This window comes from Fontimonas sp. SYSU GA230001 (assembly GCF_040066175.1).
GTDB lineage: Bacteria > Pseudomonadota > Gammaproteobacteria > Nevskiales > Nevskiaceae > Solimonas.
On record NZ_JBEAAM010000017.1, the window covers coordinates 60,381 to 76,045 of the forward strand.

Here is a 15,665-nt window from a genome sequence, read left to right on the forward strand (position 1 = left end):
AGACTATTCGCGTTCGCAGAGCATAACTTGAACGTAGTTGCTGTTGGCCAGCCGGGACGGCTGGATGCCGTAGAAGTTCTTGAAGGTGCGGGTGAGGTGGGACGAGTCGGAGAATCCGCAGGCCTGGGCGATCTCGGTGAGCGAACGGCCGCCCTGGATCATCGCAACGGCCTGGCGCATCTTCATCCACAGCAGGAACTGGCTCATCGGCAGGCCGACCTGTTCGGTGAACAGGTGCGCGAGGCGCGACGGCGACAACCCATAGCGCTGCGCCAGCTCGGTCAGGTCGATGTCGACCAGTTGATGCTGGCGCAGGTAGCACAACAGATCCTGCACGCGTGCATCGACGTGGCGGACTGGCGCGGGGCCGGCCAGGGTGTAGACGATCAGATTGCCGGCGGCCCGCGCGGCCAGGGCGTGCATCTCGCCATCGAGAAGTTTCAGGAGCTCCGGTCGATGGCGCAGGCAGAAGTCGGTCGGAAGCGTGGTTACCGGCCGGCCTTGCGCGACCGTGTCCAGGAGCCGGGCGTCGTTGCAGTCCGGGTCCAGGTTGAGGCTCAGGAACGGCGTGTCCGTTGCATCGATGCAGCGCAGCGCGCGCGGCGAGCACAGCGCCGCCCAGCAGGGCAGCGCGGACTTGCGCGGCAGGCGCAACAGGAAGGGTTTGTCGGTCAGCGCCAGCACGACATTCGCGGCATAGCGCCGCGTCATCGATCCCTTGAAATCGCGGCTGAGCCACAAAAACCGGTCGTCCCACACATACAGCCTCGCGTTGGGCGTCCGCCCAGCTCCAGGGGCTACGCAGCCGCCGTTCACTTGCTGACGATCGCAAACCGGCCGTCCGGCTTGTCGAACAGGCTGAAGAAGCGCACCAGATCGACGCGGCTGCCGCGCACCGACAGCTCGTCGCCGAGCAGCATGTCGCCGACGCCGGCGTTGCCGACCATCATCTTCAGGAACAGGTTCTTGGTCAGTTCCAGCGTCGCGTTGGCGGTCGGATCGCGCGCTGCGGCGCGGTGGTGCAGCACGCCGTTTTCCAGCCACAGCACGTAGCTCTGTCCGGTGTCCTTGAGCACGAGATTGATCGACAGGCTGAGGTTGGCGGCGGCCGGGCCGTCGAGATTGCCGGCCATCGCGTCGAGGAAGCGCTCGACCGGCGTGTGCGCGAGCACGTCGAGCAGTTTCGTGCGATCGAGGCCACCGCTGTCGGGGATGCCATGGCGCAGTTCGCTGGCAGCCGTGAGATAGCTGTTGCGCCAGGTCGCCGACTCGGCCACGTAGCCCATCTGCTCGTAGGTGTCGGCGAGCAGAGCGGCGGCGCCGTCCGCACGGGGCTGCGCGAACATCACGTGATTGAGCAGTTCCGCAGCCCAGCGGTATTCACCGCGCGCGTAGGCCTCGCGCGCGGTGACGATCACCTTCGCGGCGCCGCCCATCGCCTCGACGTAGCGGCGCGACACGTCCTCCGGCGGCAGCGGGTCCAGGTGCGCGGGGTTGCCGTCGTAGATGCCGAGGTAGTGCTGGTACACGGCCTTGACGTTGTGGCGCAGGTCGCCGTAGTAGCCGCGCGTACCGAAGTAGCTGGCCAGCGAGTCCGGCAGTTTGACGCGCTCGGCGATCTGCGGCGCGGTGTAGCCGGCGTTCATCAGGCGCACGGTCTGGTCGTGGGTGTAGCGATAGACGTCGCGGTGCTTGGTGATGAACTCGCGGATGCGCGCGGCTTCCCACACCGGCCAGTTGTGCGACATGAACGCGACTTCCGCGCCGGCGGCGTGGTCGAGCGCCTGGTCGAGGTAGTTGCTCCACAGCAGCGTGTCGCGCACCTTGGCGCCGCGGATCGGCAGCAGGTTGTGCATGGTCTGCGCGAGGATCTCGGCGCCGCAATAGGCCTTCAGCTCCGGTATCGAGAAGGTCAGTTCCGCCGGCGCTTCGGAATGCGGCACGTTGTGGAACACGAAGCGGAGGCCATCGACGTCCAGTTCCTGCGTCGGCTGCGTGATGGTCTGGGTCGGGGTCAGGATGCCGAAGGTGCCATAGACGACGGCGCGGCCGAGGCCGGCATCGACCAGCCCGGTGGCCGAGCGCGGCAGCGAGCGGCCGAATTGATAGGTCGAGCGCCGGCCCATCGCGGTACCGACCAGTACGTTCTCGCTGGTGGCTTCTTCGAGGAAGCCTTGCGGCGCGATGATCGGTACCCCGCGCGCCGCGGCTTCCTCGGCCGACAGCACGCCGAGCACGCCGCCGAAGTGGTCGATGTGGCTGTGGGTGAAGATCACCGCCGAAACGGGCTTGTCGCCGAGGTGTTTGCGCGCGAACGCGATCGCCGCGGCGGCGCTTTCCTTCGCGGTCAGCGGATCGACGACGATCCAGCCGGAGCGGCCGTCGATCAGCGTCATGTTGGCGATGTCGAAGCCGCGTAGCTGGTGGATGCCGTCACGGACCTTGAACAGCCCGACCTGGCCGTTGAGCTGGGCGTGGCGCCACAGGCTCGGATTGACGGTGTCGGGCGCCGGCCCCTGGATGTAGGTCCAGGCGTCGAAGTCCATCAGCACCGACCCGTCGGCGCCGACGATTTTGCCTTGCGGCCGGGCGATCAGGCCGCGCGCGGCGTCGTCGAAGTCCTGGCGGTCGTCCAGCTTGAGGACCTTCGCAAAGCTCGCATTGACTGCGCGTGTCGTGGCGGTCGCGTCGCCGCTGACGACCGGCTGCTGCGGCTTGCAGCCCGTTGTGCAGAGCAGCACCACCGCCAGCCACGATCTGATGTTCATGCTCCGTCCCCCGCTGATGTCCGCAGTCGCCCGATCGCCTGGCCCCGCGCACAGGAACAGACCCCGGCGGTGGCCCGCTATGCCCCGTCACGGCGACTTGGGCGTAGTATGTATTCTCCAAGGGGCGTGCGCGCACGGGTGACCGCCGCGGCGTAGAGTCTGGATGCAGAGGTGCGGTGCGATGATCGACTCGGTCAGTTCATCGGCGTTGCTGGGCGTGCGGTCCGGCCTGCGAGCGCTGGACCGGTCGGCATTGCAGGTGGCGCAGGCCGGCACGACACGTCCCGACCGCCTGCCGATCGAGGCCTTGCTGGAGGGCCGTCAGGCGCAGCGCCAGACCGAGGCTTCGATCCGCGTCTTCCAGACCATCGATCAGACGCTGGGCAGCCTGCTCGACGTCTTCGCGTGACATGGAGTCGGTCGCGTCAACGCCATTGCAGGGCCAGACCGGCGGGCTGGCGGAGGACGCGCGGCTGCGCGAATTGCAGCGGCGCGACCAGCAGGTGCGCCGCCATGAACTGGCGCATCGCACCGTCGGCAGCCCTTACACCAGCCCGGCGCGCTTCGACTACCAGACCGGTCCCGACGGGCGCCGCTATGCGGTGGGCGGCGAGGTGCGCATCGACGCCGCGCCGGTGGCCGGGGATCTGGAAGCCACGGTGGCCAAGATGCGCATCGTCATCGCCGCGGCCTTGGCCCCGGTCGATCCATCCACCCAGGACCGCGCGGTGGCGGCGCGTGCGGGACGCGAACTGCAGCAGGCGACCATCGAGCTGCGCCGCGAGCAGGTGGATCAGGCGCTCGGGCCGTACCGCGAGGCGCCGCCGCGGTCCGGGGCCGCGATCGACGTCAGTGCCTGAGCGTTCAGTTCGCGCTCAGACGGGAACGTGAAGCTATCGGACAGTTCTTCACGCGCTGGACACATCACGGAGGATGCCATGAAACGAATCCTGTTCCTGTTGCTCGCAGCAACGCTGCCCGGATGGGCGGCCGCTGCCGACGTCGGCGTGTCGATCCGCATCGGCGAGCCTGGTTTCTACGGCCAGATCGACATCGGCGACTACCCGCGCCCGGCGCTGATCTACCCGCAGCCGGTCGTCATCGACGTCATTCCGGTCGGCGTGGTGCGGCCGCCGATGTACCTGCACGTGCCGCCGGGGCACGCCAAGAAGTGGAGCAAGCATTGCCGCGAGTACGGCGCCTGCGGCTATCCGGTCTATTTCGTCCAGGACCGCTGGTACAACGACGTGTACGTCCCGGCCTACCGCGCCAAGCACGGTGGGCCCGGCGACGGCGGTCACGGCAAGGGCAAGCCGGACAAGGGCAAGGGACACAAGTAGCGGCTGCGCTACAGATACGGCGAGAACAGCCAGAACGCGGCGTCGCGCAGGCGCGCGGGCAGGGAACGTCCGTCGATCTCGGCGAGCGGCACGTCCCGCGACTGCGTGCGCACGGCGTCGAAGTGCGCGTTCAGCGTCTGCGCGAAGGCGCGGTCGTAGACTTCCACCGTCAGCTCGAAGTTGAGCTTGAGGCTGCGCGCATCGAGATTGGCGCTGCCGATCTGCGCATAGACGCCATCGACGACGAACAGCTTGCTGTGGCAGAACGGCGGCGGCTGGTAATACACGCGCACGCCGAAGCGCAGCAGTTCGCCGAGCATGTTGCGCGTCGCCCAGTGCACGAACGGCAGGTTGCTGCGCGCCGGCAGGATCACCTCGACACGCACGCCGCGCAGCGCCGCCGCCTGCAGCTCGGCGATCATCTCGTTGGGCGGCAGGAAGTACGGCGTCATGATCCGCACCTCGCGGTGTGCCGCCGAGATCGCCGCCTGCAGCACCATCGTCAGGTGGTCGAAATCCTCGTTGGGCCCGTCGGTGACCACGCGGCACGCGGCACCGAGGTCGTCGCCGGCCGCGGCCGGCGGCACGCGCCATTCCGGCTTGCCGCACCAGCGCCAGTCGTCGGCGAACACCTGGCCGAGCTGGTTCAGGATCGGCCCGCGCAGCTCGAACTGCATGTCGGTCGCCGCGCCGGATCCGCCTTCGCCGACCATCTGCCGACGGCCGATGTTCATGCCGCCGGTGTAACCGACCGCGCCGTCGATCAGTAGCAGCTTGCGGTGGCTGCGCAGGTTCAGATGCAGTGACGGCGGCAGCAGGCGCAACGGATTGAACACCGCGTGGTCGATGCCGGCGCGGCGCAGTTCGCGCGTGATCGGCACGAGCGAGTAGTGCTGGCCGAAGCCGTCGATCATCACGTGCACATCGACGCCACGCGCCTGGGCCCGCGCGAGGGCCTCGACGAAGCGGCGGCCGACCGCGTCGTTGTCGAAGATGTAGGTCGCCAGCGCAACCGAACGCCGCGCGCCGTCGATCGCGGCCAGCATGCGCGGGTAGGCCTGCTCGCCGTTGTGCAGCACCTCGATGCGGTTGCCGTCGAGCAGCGGCAGGTGCGTGAGGCGGTCGGCGGTGCGGGCCAGTTCGTCGAGCCACGGCGGAATCACCTCGCCCTCGGCACGGCGGTTGCGCAGGTCGTCGGCATGCGCGCGGCCGATCGCGCCGTCGCCGCGTGCGTCCATGCCCAGGCGCTGCGCGTGCGTGCGGATGCGGTTGATGCCGAACAGGAAGTACAGCGCCGGCCCGGCGAAGGGGAACAGCCAGCACACCGCGATCCAGCCCCACGCGGTGCGCGGATCGCGGCGGCTGATCAGCGCGTGACCGGCGGCGCCGATGGCCACGCCGATCCACAGCGCGAGCACCCAGCCGTAGCCGGTCGTCAGATCCATCGCTGACTGGCCCACGAGGTCCAGCACGAGGTCCAGGGAGTCTCTGCACGGGTCTTCATCCGGCGCATGATCGGGCAAATCGCCGCGCCCGGCACGCGCCGGCCAGGGGAATCCCTCTGGACACCCGCACGGCGGCACCGCAGCATCGCCGGTCTATCGCTGTCACAGAACGAACAGGGGAAAAGCCATGATGTTCGCCGCCCGCCGGATGCTGCCGGTCGTCGCCATCGCTGCGGCGAGCGCGGCGTTCTTCGCGCTCGATCGCAGTGCACCGGCGCCGGCCTCGTGCCCGCAGGGGCAGCGTCCGCTGCGGCAGGCCGGTGGCGAGCAGGCCTGCGCAGGTCTGCGCAACCCGGAGTCGCCGGCCGAACTGCTCGCCGCCAAGGACAACCGCAATCGCCGCGCGGGCGCGGTGCCCGACGGCGCGGTGCGCCAGGCGGTCGAGCGGCGCGAGGCGATGAAGTCGCTGCAGGCCAAGGTCGCCGGCGCCGCGGGTGGCTGGCAGCCTTACGGCGTCGGCAATCTCGACGACGGCTATGGCGTGATGCAGAGCGCGCGCGTGGACAACTTCGCCTTCGACCCGGTGGCGAAGCGCCTGTTCGCGGCGGTCGGCTCGGGCGGCATCTGGATGAGCGAGGCGGTGGACGGCGACATCCGCACGCTGGCCGATCACTGGGTCTCGGTCGGTGACCGGCTGCCGAGCCAGGTCAACGGCGGCGTCGCCTGGACGCCGGCGGGCGGCGGCACGCTGATCGCGGCCGGCGGCGAGGCGGTGATGGGATCGAGCGGCTACCTCGGCCTGGGCGCGTACTGGAGCAACGACCTGGGCGCGAGCTGGCATCACGCGCCGGGCGTGCCGGACGGCGCGCTGGTGTTCCGCGCCGCGACCGATCCGGGCAATCCGAACGTGATCTACGTGGCGTCCAGCAAGGGCCTGTTCCGCTCCAGCGACGCCGGGCGCAGCTACGTCAATGTCGCGCTGCCGACTTCGGCGGAATGCGCCGGCGTCGAGACGCTCGGACCCTGCCAGTTCACCAACTACGTCACCGACGTGGTCGTGCGCCACCCCGGCGGCAGCACCGGCCTGACCTGCGCTGCGGCCGGCTGTCCGGTGCTCGCCGCGGTCGGGTTCCGCGTCGGCAACGGTCTGGCCTTCCAGGACGGCCGGCCGATGGCGCCGGCCAACGGACTGTACCGCTCGGAGACCGGCGAACCCGGCAGCTTCGTCCGCCTCGATGTCTCGGCGCCCGACACCAACAGCCCGCTCGGTTTCGCCGTGCAGAACCGCATCGGCCGCATCGAGCTGGGCCAGGCGACGGGCGAGAACCAGGACCACGACTATGTGTACGCCATCGTCCAGGATGCCGAGCTGTTCAACGGCGGCGGGCCGTTCGCCGACATGCTGGATCCGATCCTCGACTTCTCGCCGCTGCCGTTCCCGACGGTCTTCAACGGCCTCTACGCGTCGGCGGACTTCGGCCGCAGCTGGGTCCGCATGGCCGACACCACCGAAGTCATCACGCCGGACACCGGCTCGGAGATCGCGCTGATCGGCGGTGCGCTGGGCAGCGGTGCCGGCGCCCAGGCCTGGTACAACGAGTGGATCGCCGTCGATCCGACGCGCGCGCTCGCCGGCGTGCCGACGCGGCTGGGTTTCGGACTCGAGGAGGTCTGGCAGAACCGCCTGACCGACGTTCCGCTCGACGGCCTGTCGCAGAGCGGACCGTCCGACTTCAGCGTGATCGGCGCCTACTGGGGTCTGGCCGCCGATCCGGAATCCGGTTTCCCGTACCCATCGACGACGCATCCCGACCAGCACGCCGGCCTCTACGTGCCGACCGGCGACGGCGGCGTGTGCCTGTTCGTCGGCAACGACGGCGGCATCTTCAAGCAGTGCGCCGAAGCCGGCGCCGAGATGAGCCAGGCCGGCTGGGGTTTCGGCGCCAACGGTGGCATCTACGCGCTGCTGCCCTACGGCATCGGCGTCGCCCGCGACGGCACCGTCTGGTTCGGCCTGCAGGACAATGGCTCGGGGCACATCGAGCCGGACACGCGGCGGATCTACGAGAACTTCGGCGGCGACGGCTTCTACGCCGAGGTCGATCCCGACAACAGCGATATCGCGTATACCGAGACGCAGAACGGCGGACTGGTGCGCACCACCGATCGCGGCGCCAGTTCCAAGTCGATCGCGCCGAGCTACACCAAGGTCATGTTCGACAACTGGTTCCGCATGGACCCGCTGGACGCGCAGCACATGGTCACCGGCGCGCAGGAGATCTACGAGACCGCGCATGCGCAGACCGTGACCGGCAGCACCTGGGTCGAGGTGTTCAATCTCGGCACCAACCCGGACACCGGCGCGATCCGCACGACGACGACGATGGAAGTGCTCGGCGAGGCGGTCTATGTCGGCGGCTGCGGCGACTGCGGCGTGTCCGGCAACGACCAGGGGTTCCGCAACGTGCTGGCGACCAATGTCGGCGGTGCCGAGGCGCCGCAGCGCGAAACCGCCAAGGGCTGGCACTTCGCCACCGCCCAGGGCCTGCCCAACCGCTACATCACCAGCATCGCCATCGATCCGGCCGACCCGCGCACGATCTACGTGACCCTGGCCGGCTATCTGTCCAATTTGCGCCCGCCCGGTTCCTATCTCGATCCGAACGCCGACATCGGCGCCGGCAACGTGTTCAAGTCCACCGACGCCGGCGAGCACTTCGTCAACGTCTCCGGCAACCTGCCCAACGTGCAGGCCAACAGCGTGATCCTGCGCGGTGACCAGCTGCTGCTGGGCACCGACATCGGCGCCTTCATCTCGGCCGATCGCGACGGCAGCAGCTGGGCGCCGCTGGGCGACGGCCTGCCCAGCGTGCCGGTCAACATGCTGCGCCTGCAGCCGGGCCAGCCGGACCGGCTGTTCGCGGCGACCTTCGGCCGCGGGGTCTGGACCTACGACCTCAAGTCCGCGGGCGCGCCGCCGGCCGGTGGCGGCGGTGGTCACGACGGCGGCCGTTTCGGCGGTGCGCTGGGCCTGCCGCTGCTGGTCCTGCTGCTGCTCGGTGCAGGGTTGCGCCGCCGCCGCTGAGCGGCGCCGTCACTGCGGCCGCAGCCGGATTTCGGTCGCCACCGGCAGGTGGTCGGAGAGCCGGGTGTCGAGCACGCGCGCCGGCGCGGCGCGCACGCTGGGCGTGACCAGTACATGGTCGATGCTGCGCGTCGGCTTCCAGCTCGGATAGGTCGGGTCGGCGTGGATCGCGCGAAAGCCGATGCGGCGCAGCTCGGGGTGACGGGCCAGCTCCAGCGGCTCGCAGTTGAAATCACCCATCAGCACCGTGTCCGCCTGCGGCTGGGCCAGTCCGGCCAGGTATTCGAACTGGCGTCCGCGTGAGGCGCGGCCGAGTGCGAGGTGCGCGACCATCAGGTGGACGGGCGCGTGGCCCGGCTCGCGCACCCAGGCGCCGAGCACGCCGCGCCCCGGCAGGCGACCGGGCAGCGCGTGGTGATGCACGTCGTGCAGCTCGTAGCGCGACAGGAAGCCGAGCGCGTGCTGCGCGAACGGCCCGAGATCGCGGTTGACCGCCGCCTTCCAGTGCGAGAAGCCGGCGCGGCGCGCCAGGTACTCGACCTGATTGATCTGGCTGGTGCGCAGGCTGCCGGCGTCGGCCTCCTGCAGCGCGACCACGTCGAAGTCCGACGCGAACTCGGCGATGCGGTCCAGGTTGCGCCGTGCGCTGGCCGACGGCAGCACGTGGCGCCACGCGCCGGTCACGTAGTGGCCGAAATGCTCGGTCGGCATGCCGACCTGGATGTTCAGCGTCAGCACGCGCAGCGGCCGCCCGTCGTCGGGCGCGGACGGCGGCCGCGCATGGTGCTTGTGCGTCATGCGGCCATTATGGCGACACCGCGCGCGCCGCCAAGCGGTGCGGCCCGATCAGCCCGCGCCGGCCGATCGCCGGCGTCCAATCAGCAGATAGGCGGCAGGGAGCACCAGCATCGACAGCAGCGGCGCGCTGACCATCCCGCCGATCATCGGCGCGGCGATGCGCTGCATCACTTCCGAGCCGGTCCCCGTGCCCCAGAACAGCGGCAGCAGGCCGGCGACGATCACGGCGACGGTCATTGCCTTGGGGCGCACGCGCAGTACCGCACCCTCGACGATCGCCTCGCGCAGTGCCGCTTCGTCAAGCGGACCGGCCGCGCGGCGGCGCTCGATCGCCTGCCGCAGGTAGATCAGCATCACGACGCCGAACTCGGCGGACAGGCCGGCCAGTGCGACGAACCCGACAGCCGAGGCCACCGACAGGTGGTGGCCGAGCAGCCAGATCAGCCAGTAGCCGCCGACCAGCGCGAACGGCAGCGTCGCCATGATCAGCGCGGCTTCGCCGACGCGGCCGAAAGTGAGGTACAGCAGCACGAAGATGACCGCCAGCGTCGCCGGCACGACCACGCGCAGCCGCTGGCTCGCGCGCTCCAGGTACTCGAACTGACCGGACCAGTGCACCGAGTAGCCCGGGGGCAGCGGCACCTGCGCGGCGACGACCCGCTTCGCCTCGGCGACGTAGCCGCCCAGGTCGCGCTCCCGGATATCGACGTAGATCCAGCCGTTGGGTCGCGCGTTCTCCGACTTGATCATCGGCGGACCGTCGGTGATCTTCACGTCGGCAATGCTGCCGAGCGTGATCGTCTCACCGCGCATCGTCACCACGGGCAGGTCGCGCAGATCCTGCACCGAATCGCGCAGTGCGCGCGGGTAGCGCAGGTTGATCGGGAAGCGTTGCAGTCCTTCCACGGTCTCCCCCACGTTCTCGCCGCCGACCGCGACGCCGACGATGCGCTGCACGTCCGCGATGGCCATGCCGTGACGCGCCGCGGCGCTGCGGTCTGGCACGATCTCGACGTAGCGCCCGCCCGACACGCGCTCGGAGAACGCCGACGCGGTGCCGGGCACGTTCCTGAGCGCGGTTTCGATCTGGCTGCCGATCCGCTCGATCACGTCCAGATCCGGTCCTGCGATCTTGATGCCGACCGGCGACTTGATGCCGGTGGCGAGCATATCGATGCGATTGCGGATCGGCTGCACCCAGACGTTGCCCATGCCCGGAATCTTCAGCGCCGCATCCATCTCCGCGATCAGCTTCTCGGTGGTCATGCCGGCTCGCCATGCGGATCGAGGCTTGAGCTTGATGGTGGTTTCGACCATCTCCAGCGGCGCCGGATCGGTCGCGCTCTCGGCACGGCCGATCTTGCCGAATACACGCTCGACCTCGGGGAAGGTCTTGAGGATGCGATCGGTCTGCTGCAGGAGCTGCGCTGCCTTGCCGACCGCGAGGCCGGGCAGGGCAGTCGGCATGTACAGCAGGTCACCTTCGTCGAGCGGTGGCATGAACTCACTGCCCAGGCGCGTCGCCGGCCACAGCGTCGCGAGCGCAACGACGGCGGCGATGCCCAGCGTCGCCCGTGGGTGGTTCAGTACCGTGGCGATCGCGGGCCGGTAGGCCGCGATCAGTGCGCGGTTCAGCGGGTTGGCGGATTCGTCGGCGATGTGTCCGCGGATGAAGGTCACCATCAGCACCGGGGTTAGTGTCACCGAAAGTCCTGCAGCGGCCGCCATTGCGTAGGTTTTGGTGTAGGCCAGCGGCGCGAACAGGCGGCCTTCCTGTGCTTCCAGTGTGAACACCGGCACGAACGACAGCGTGATGATCAGCAGTGAGAAGAACAGCGCAGGCCCCACGTCCGCGGCCGCTTCGGCTATCAGGCCGATTCGCTCCGCGGGCTGCGGTTCGTGCCCGCCGTGATCGTGGCGCCATCGCTCCAGCGTCTTGTGGGTGTTTTCGATCATCACCACGGCGGCGTCCACCATCGCGCCGATGGCGATCGCGATCCCGCCCAGCGACATGATGTGGGCGTTGATGCCCTGGATGCGCATGACGATGAACGCGGTGAGGATGCCGACCGGCAGCATGATGATCGCCACCAGTGAAGAACGCAGATGCCAGAGGAACAGGGCGCAGACCACGGCGACGACGACGAACTCCTCGAGCAGCTTGTGCGACAGGTTCTTCACCGCGCGCTCGATCAGTGCCGAGCGGTCGTAAGTTTCGACGATCCGCACGCCATCGGGCAGGCCGGCCTTCAGGCTCTCCAGCTTGACTTTCACGGCTCCGATCGTCGCGCGTGCGTTTGCGCCGGAGCGCAGCACGATCACGCCGCCGACCACTTCGCCTTCGCCGTCCAGCTCGGCGATTCCACGGCGCGTCTCCGGGCCGAGCTGCACCGTGGCCACGTCCCGCAGCAGGACCGGCGTGCCGCTCTCGCCGAGGCCGACCGGGATCTCCCGGAAGTCGTCGAGCGACCGGAGATAGCCGCGCGCGCGCACCATGTACTCGGCCTCCGCCAGTTCCAGTACCGAGCCGCCGGCTTCGCTGTTGGCCTTCCGCACCGCGTCCACCACCGTGTCCAGCGGCAACCGGTAGGCGCGCAGCCGGTCGGGCCGGAGCACGATCTGATACTGCCTGTTGAAGCCGCCGATGGTCGCGACTTCGGCGACGTTCTCCACCGTTTTCAGCTCGTACTTGAGAAACCAGTCCTGCAGCGCGCGCAGCTGGCCGATGTCGTGCTGTCCGGTCGGATCGACCAGGGCGTATTCGTAGATCCAGCCGACACCGGTCGCGTCGGGCCCCAGAGCGGCGCGCGCCGTGGCTGGCAGGCGGGCCTGCACCTGCGACAGGTATTCGAGCACGCGTGATCGCGCCCAATAGAGGTCCACGCCGTCGTCGAACAACACGTAGACGAAGGATTCTCCGAACAGCGAATAGCCGCGCACCACCTTCGCGTGAGGGACCGACAGCAATGTCGTGGTCAGCGGATAGGTCACCTGGTCCTCGACCACCTGCGGTGCCTGCCCCGGATAGACCGTGCGCACGATCACCTGCGTGTCGGACAGATCGGGGATGGCATCAAGCGGCGTGCGTGCGGCGGCGTAGAGGCCCGCAGCCGTCAGCAGCAGCGTCGTGAGCAGCACGAGGAAGCGGTTGCGCACCGACCAGTGGATGAGCCGGGCGATCACGGGCCGTCTCCGTCAGCGGATGCACCGATGCGCCGGTAGGCGCCGAGCAGACTCGCTTCGGAGTCGATCAGGAACTGGCCCGACACGACGACCCGCTGGCCGGGTTCGAGGCCCTCCAGCACGACGAGTTCGTCGCTGTGCTCCGCGCCCAAAACCACCTGCACCGGACGGTAGCGTCCTTCGTCTTCCGCGACCAGCACGACGTCTCGGCGCCCAGTGCGGATCACGGCCTCGCTGGGGATCAGCGTCGCGCTCCGCTGTTCGCCACCGGCCACCGTGACTTCGGCGTACATGCCGGGCTTGAGTGCGCCATCGGTGTTGTCGAAGGATAGGCGCGCGCGCAGCGTGCGCGTCGCCGCATCGAGCAGCGGATAGACATACTCGACCGTGCCTTCGAAGGTCCTTCCAGGCAGTCCTGTGAGCCGCGCTTCGGCGCGCTGTCCGACCGCGAGCCAGGACAGCTGCGTTTCCGGCACCTCGACGACGATCCAGACCTTCGACAGATCGGCCAGCTTCATCAGTGGCATGCCGGGCGTGACCTGAGCGCCCTGGCGCACCATCAGTTCGGTGACCACCCCGGGCTGCGGCGCACGCACTCGCGTCTGGCGCCGCGGTGGTTCGTCGGCGCCCGCCGCGTCGTAGGCGCCGAGCAGTGTCAGGCGCGTGCGCGCTGCCTCGATCAGCGTCGCGTCGCCGAGCCTGCGGGCCAGCGCAAGTTCTTCCCGTGCAGCGAGCAGGTCGGGCGAGTAGATGCGGGCGAGAACCTGGCCCTTGCGCACCGCGTCGCCGGCTGCGCGAACGTCCAGGCGCTCGACCCATCCGGCGGCCCGCGCCTCGACGACCGCGATGCGGTTCTCGTCCACGGCGACGCTGCCGACGGTGTCGATCCGTTGCCAGAACGTACCGGCCTTCACCTCGGCAGTGCGCATGCCCAGGTTCTGCGCCATGCGCGGATCGATGGATACGAGCGAGCGGCCGTCGCCTTCTGCGACCGCGTACTTGGGCACCAGTTCCATGTCCATGAACGGCGATTTACCGGGCCGCTCGAAATGCACGTCCGGCTTCATCGGGTCGTACCAGTACAGCACCGTACTCGTGCCACTGCGATGACTCGCATCCACGGCAGGCTCGTCAGTGCGCGCGTCCGGTTTCGTGCGCTGCACGTACCACCAGACGCCGCCTGCAGTCGCGAGCAGCGCGAGGGACAGGACGACGCGGGTCTTTCTAATCATGGCCGACTTCTCCTTCCGCAAGCCCGAACGCACCGAGATAGACGAGTTGCACGTAGCGATTGGCGAGCTCGTGCTGCAGGTCGAGACGATCCGTCTGCACTTCGAGGTGCGCACGGCGTGCATCGAGCAGGTCGCGGAACAGGCTGCGCCCCGCCCGCCAGCCAGCCAGCGTCGCGTCGATGCGCGCGCCGCTGTCGGGCAGCAGGTACGTGTCGTAGTCGCGCAGGCGCTCGATCAGTCGCTCGTAATCGTGGTGATTCAAGCGTGCCTCGGACCGCAGCTGCCGGCGGGAGTCATCGACCGCGGACTGTGCCGCGGCTTCGCGGGCGAGTGCGGTGGCGACATCCCGATCCTGGCGGTCGCGGGTGAACAGGGGCAGGTCCACGCCGGTCTGCAACAGCACCGTGTCGGCGCGGGCGGTGCGATGGCTGTAAGCGAGCTCGATGCGCCAGTCGGGTGCGTAGCTGGACTGCGCGAGTCTCGTGCCGGTCCGAGCCGCGGCGACGCGGGCGGTTGCGCCGATCAGCTGTGGATGCTGGTCGAGGCGCGCGAGCACGGCTTCCAGCGGCGGCGGGGCCGGCAACGCCGGCAGGTCCGGACACACCGGCCGTAGCGCAGCGTCGCCGATCCAGCGCGACAACGTGTTGCGCGCCTGCGCGATGCGCTGCTCCGTGCGGCGGACCGCATCCGCGAGCCGATGGACGTCCTGGCGTGCGGTGAGAAACTCGGCCTGCGTGATGCTGGCGGTGCGCAGCGCGATCTCCGCCACCTGCATCTGCGACGTCGCTTCGCGCAGGCTGGCCTGCGTCAGCTGCAGCTCGCGGTCGTAGCGCCACAGCTCGATCCAGGCCAGCGCCGCATCGCGGTGGATGCTGCGCAGGGCCAGCTCGCGCGCGGCGTCCAGCAGCCGTGCCTCCCGCTGCAGCGTCTCGCCACGCAGACGACGCTTGCGCGCGCGCGGGAACTCCTGCGCCAAGCCGATCTGCACCTGGGTATCCGCTTCGCCGGTGAAGGAATACGCATCGACGGTATCGATCGGCAGATCGGCGATGGCCAGGTTCAACTGTGGATCGGGCAGCTGCGCGGCGGACACCGCGGACTCGCGTGCGGCGCGGCGCTGTGCATCGAGTTCATCCAGCACAGGCTGTGCAGTGACCGCGAGCCGCACCGCTTCGTCGAGGCCGAGCGCGATACCACTGGCGTCATCGGCTCGTGTGGGCGGCGCCGTGGCCAGCGCAGGGAGGATCGCGAGAACCGCGATCGTGCGCCGCGCCTGTGCGCGGCATCGAGGGGTGAACATGGATCGTCTCCAGGCTGGGACCGCACGGGCGGTCCGGAACGGCTCGTGACGAGCCGGATCGCGAGGTCAGTCGTGGAGTTCGATCGGGGGGCGCAAGAGGAGAAGCGGGTGGCCCAGCAGGACGGCTTCGCTGTGCACCAGCAGAGCGAAAGGGGCGCCGAAGTCGTTCGCACACGGCACGCCCGCAGCCAGAGGCGCCGCGTGCGTGCCGCAGAGCGCATTGCAGCGGGTGCAGTCGCCGCCGTCGTCGCAGCAACTCATGCGAATGCCTTCGTGCGCGTCGCTGGTCTGAATCGCCGCATCCGCCGCCGCGGCCTGGCCGTGGCAGGGCATCACCACTTCGCGGCTGGTGCCCGGCGCGCTGCCGGTCAGGACCATCGGCCCTGCCCAGGCCGAGGCCAAGCCCTGCAGCAGCAGGGTCAACGTCAGCAAGAAGGTGGCGGCCCGACGGTTCACGGCGTTCGCCAGTTCTCGGGCGCGGTGTGCCACGGCGCGGGGTGCTTGTCGGTCACGC

The 15,665-nt window shown here is 69.3% G+C and carries 12 protein-coding genes; 4 read left to right on the top strand and 8 right to left on the bottom strand.

The window, feature by feature from the left end; translation table 11 throughout:
• Positions 1-3: 3 nt before the first annotated feature.
• Positions 4-816 (bottom strand): AraC family transcriptional regulator, encoded by an 813-nt coding sequence (locus AAG565_RS10345; protein WP_348819512.1) that lies wholly within the window; start codon positions 814-816, stop codon positions 4-6.
• A complete protein-coding gene (locus AAG565_RS10350) occupies positions 813-2,768 on the bottom strand; it encodes an alkyl sulfatase dimerization domain-containing protein (RefSeq protein ID WP_348819513.1) in 1,956 nt (651 codons plus the stop codon). Before AAG565_RS10350 ends, AAG565_RS10345 begins: the two co-directional genes overlap by 4 nt.
• 181 nt (positions 2,769-2,949) lie before the next feature.
• On the opposite strand from AAG565_RS10350, the gene AAG565_RS10355 reads away from it, so the two are divergent.
• The 3 genes from AAG565_RS10355 to AAG565_RS10365 all read left to right on the top strand — a co-directional run bounded on the left by AAG565_RS10355 (position 2,950) and on the right by AAG565_RS10365 (position 4,108).
• Positions 2,950-3,177: a hypothetical protein gene (locus AAG565_RS10355; protein ID WP_348819514.1), complete on the top strand. Its 228-nt coding sequence runs from the start codon at positions 2,950-2,952 to the stop codon at positions 3,175-3,177.
• Between the two features lies 1 nt (position 3,178).
• The gene (locus AAG565_RS10360; protein ID WP_348819515.1) at positions 3,179-3,628 is read left to right on the top strand and encodes a putative metalloprotease CJM1_0395 family protein; all 450 of its coding nucleotides are present in this window, start codon (positions 3,179-3,181) and stop codon (positions 3,626-3,628) included.
• A 78-nt stretch (positions 3,629-3,706) separates the two neighbouring features.
• Positions 3,707-4,108, top strand: coding sequence for a hypothetical protein (locus AAG565_RS10365; RefSeq protein ID WP_348819516.1), 402 nt, complete (start codon positions 3,707-3,709; stop codon positions 4,106-4,108).
• Between the two features lie 8 nt (positions 4,109-4,116).
• Here the strand turns inward: AAG565_RS10365 and AAG565_RS10370 are convergent, their stop codons facing one another.
• Positions 4,117-5,580 carry a phospholipase D-like domain-containing protein gene (locus AAG565_RS10370; RefSeq protein WP_348819517.1) on the bottom strand — a complete coding sequence of 488 codons (1,464 nt, stop codon included), beginning with the start codon at positions 5,578-5,580 and terminating at the stop codon, positions 4,117-4,119.
• Between the two features lie 160 nt (positions 5,581-5,740).
• On the opposite strand from AAG565_RS10370, the gene AAG565_RS10375 reads away from it, so the two are divergent.
• A complete protein-coding gene (locus tag AAG565_RS10375) occupies positions 5,741-8,638 on the top strand; it encodes a hypothetical protein (RefSeq protein ID WP_348819518.1) in 2,898 nt (965 codons plus the stop codon).
• Between the two features lie 9 nt (positions 8,639-8,647).
• Here the strand turns inward: AAG565_RS10375 and AAG565_RS10380 are convergent, their stop codons facing one another.
• The 5 genes from AAG565_RS10380 to AAG565_RS10400 all read right to left on the bottom strand — a co-directional run bounded on the left by AAG565_RS10380 (position 8,648) and on the right by AAG565_RS10400 (position 15,574).
• A complete protein-coding gene (locus tag AAG565_RS10380; RefSeq protein ID WP_348819519.1) occupies positions 8,648-9,436 on the bottom strand; it encodes an endonuclease/exonuclease/phosphatase family protein in 789 nt (262 codons plus the stop codon).
• A gap of 48 nt (positions 9,437-9,484) precedes the next feature.
• Positions 9,485-12,619, bottom strand: a complete 3,135-nt coding sequence (locus AAG565_RS10385; RefSeq protein WP_348819520.1) for an efflux RND transporter permease subunit — start codon at positions 12,617-12,619, stop codon at positions 9,485-9,487.
• Entirely contained in the window at positions 12,616-13,851 is a 1,236-nt protein-coding gene (locus AAG565_RS10390; RefSeq protein ID WP_348819521.1) for an efflux RND transporter periplasmic adaptor subunit, read from the bottom strand. The genes AAG565_RS10385 and AAG565_RS10390 overlap by 4 nt, the downstream gene beginning before the upstream one ends.
• The gene (locus tag AAG565_RS10395; RefSeq protein WP_348819522.1) at positions 13,844-15,151 is read right to left on the bottom strand and encodes a TolC family protein; all 1,308 of its coding nucleotides are present in this window, start codon (positions 15,149-15,151) and stop codon (positions 13,844-13,846) included. The genes AAG565_RS10390 and AAG565_RS10395 overlap by 8 nt, the downstream gene beginning before the upstream one ends.
• A 66-nt stretch (positions 15,152-15,217) precedes the next feature.
• On the bottom strand, positions 15,218-15,574 hold the full coding sequence (locus tag AAG565_RS10400) for a hypothetical protein (RefSeq protein WP_348819523.1): 357 nt from the start codon (positions 15,572-15,574) through the stop codon (positions 15,218-15,220).
• Positions 15,575-15,665 lie beyond the last annotated feature (91 nt).

Coding starts and splice junctions, on each gene's coding strand:
- AAG565_RS10350 (WP_348819513.1), bottom strand. CDS start 2,768: ATGAACATCAGATCGTGGCTGGCGGTGGTGCTGCTCTGCACAACGGGC.
- AAG565_RS10355 (WP_348819514.1), top strand. CDS start 2,950: ATGATCGACTCGGTCAGTTCATCGGCGTTGCTGGGCGTGCGGTCCGGC.
- AAG565_RS10360 (WP_348819515.1), top strand. CDS start 3,179: ATGGAGTCGGTCGCGTCAACGCCATTGCAGGGCCAGACCGGCGGGCTG.
- AAG565_RS10365 (WP_348819516.1), top strand. CDS start 3,707: ATGAAACGAATCCTGTTCCTGTTGCTCGCAGCAACGCTGCCCGGATGG.
- AAG565_RS10375 (WP_348819518.1), top strand. CDS start 5,741: ATGATGTTCGCCGCCCGCCGGATGCTGCCGGTCGTCGCCATCGCTGCG.
- AAG565_RS10380 (WP_348819519.1), bottom strand. CDS start 9,436: ATGACGCACAAGCACCATGCGCGGCCGCCGTCCGCGCCCGACGACGGG.
- AAG565_RS10390 (WP_348819521.1), bottom strand. CDS start 13,851: ATGATTAGAAAGACCCGCGTCGTCCTGTCCCTCGCGCTGCTCGCGACT.
- AAG565_RS10395 (WP_348819522.1), bottom strand. CDS start 15,151: ATGTTCACCCCTCGATGCCGCGCACAGGCGCGGCGCACGATCGCGGTT.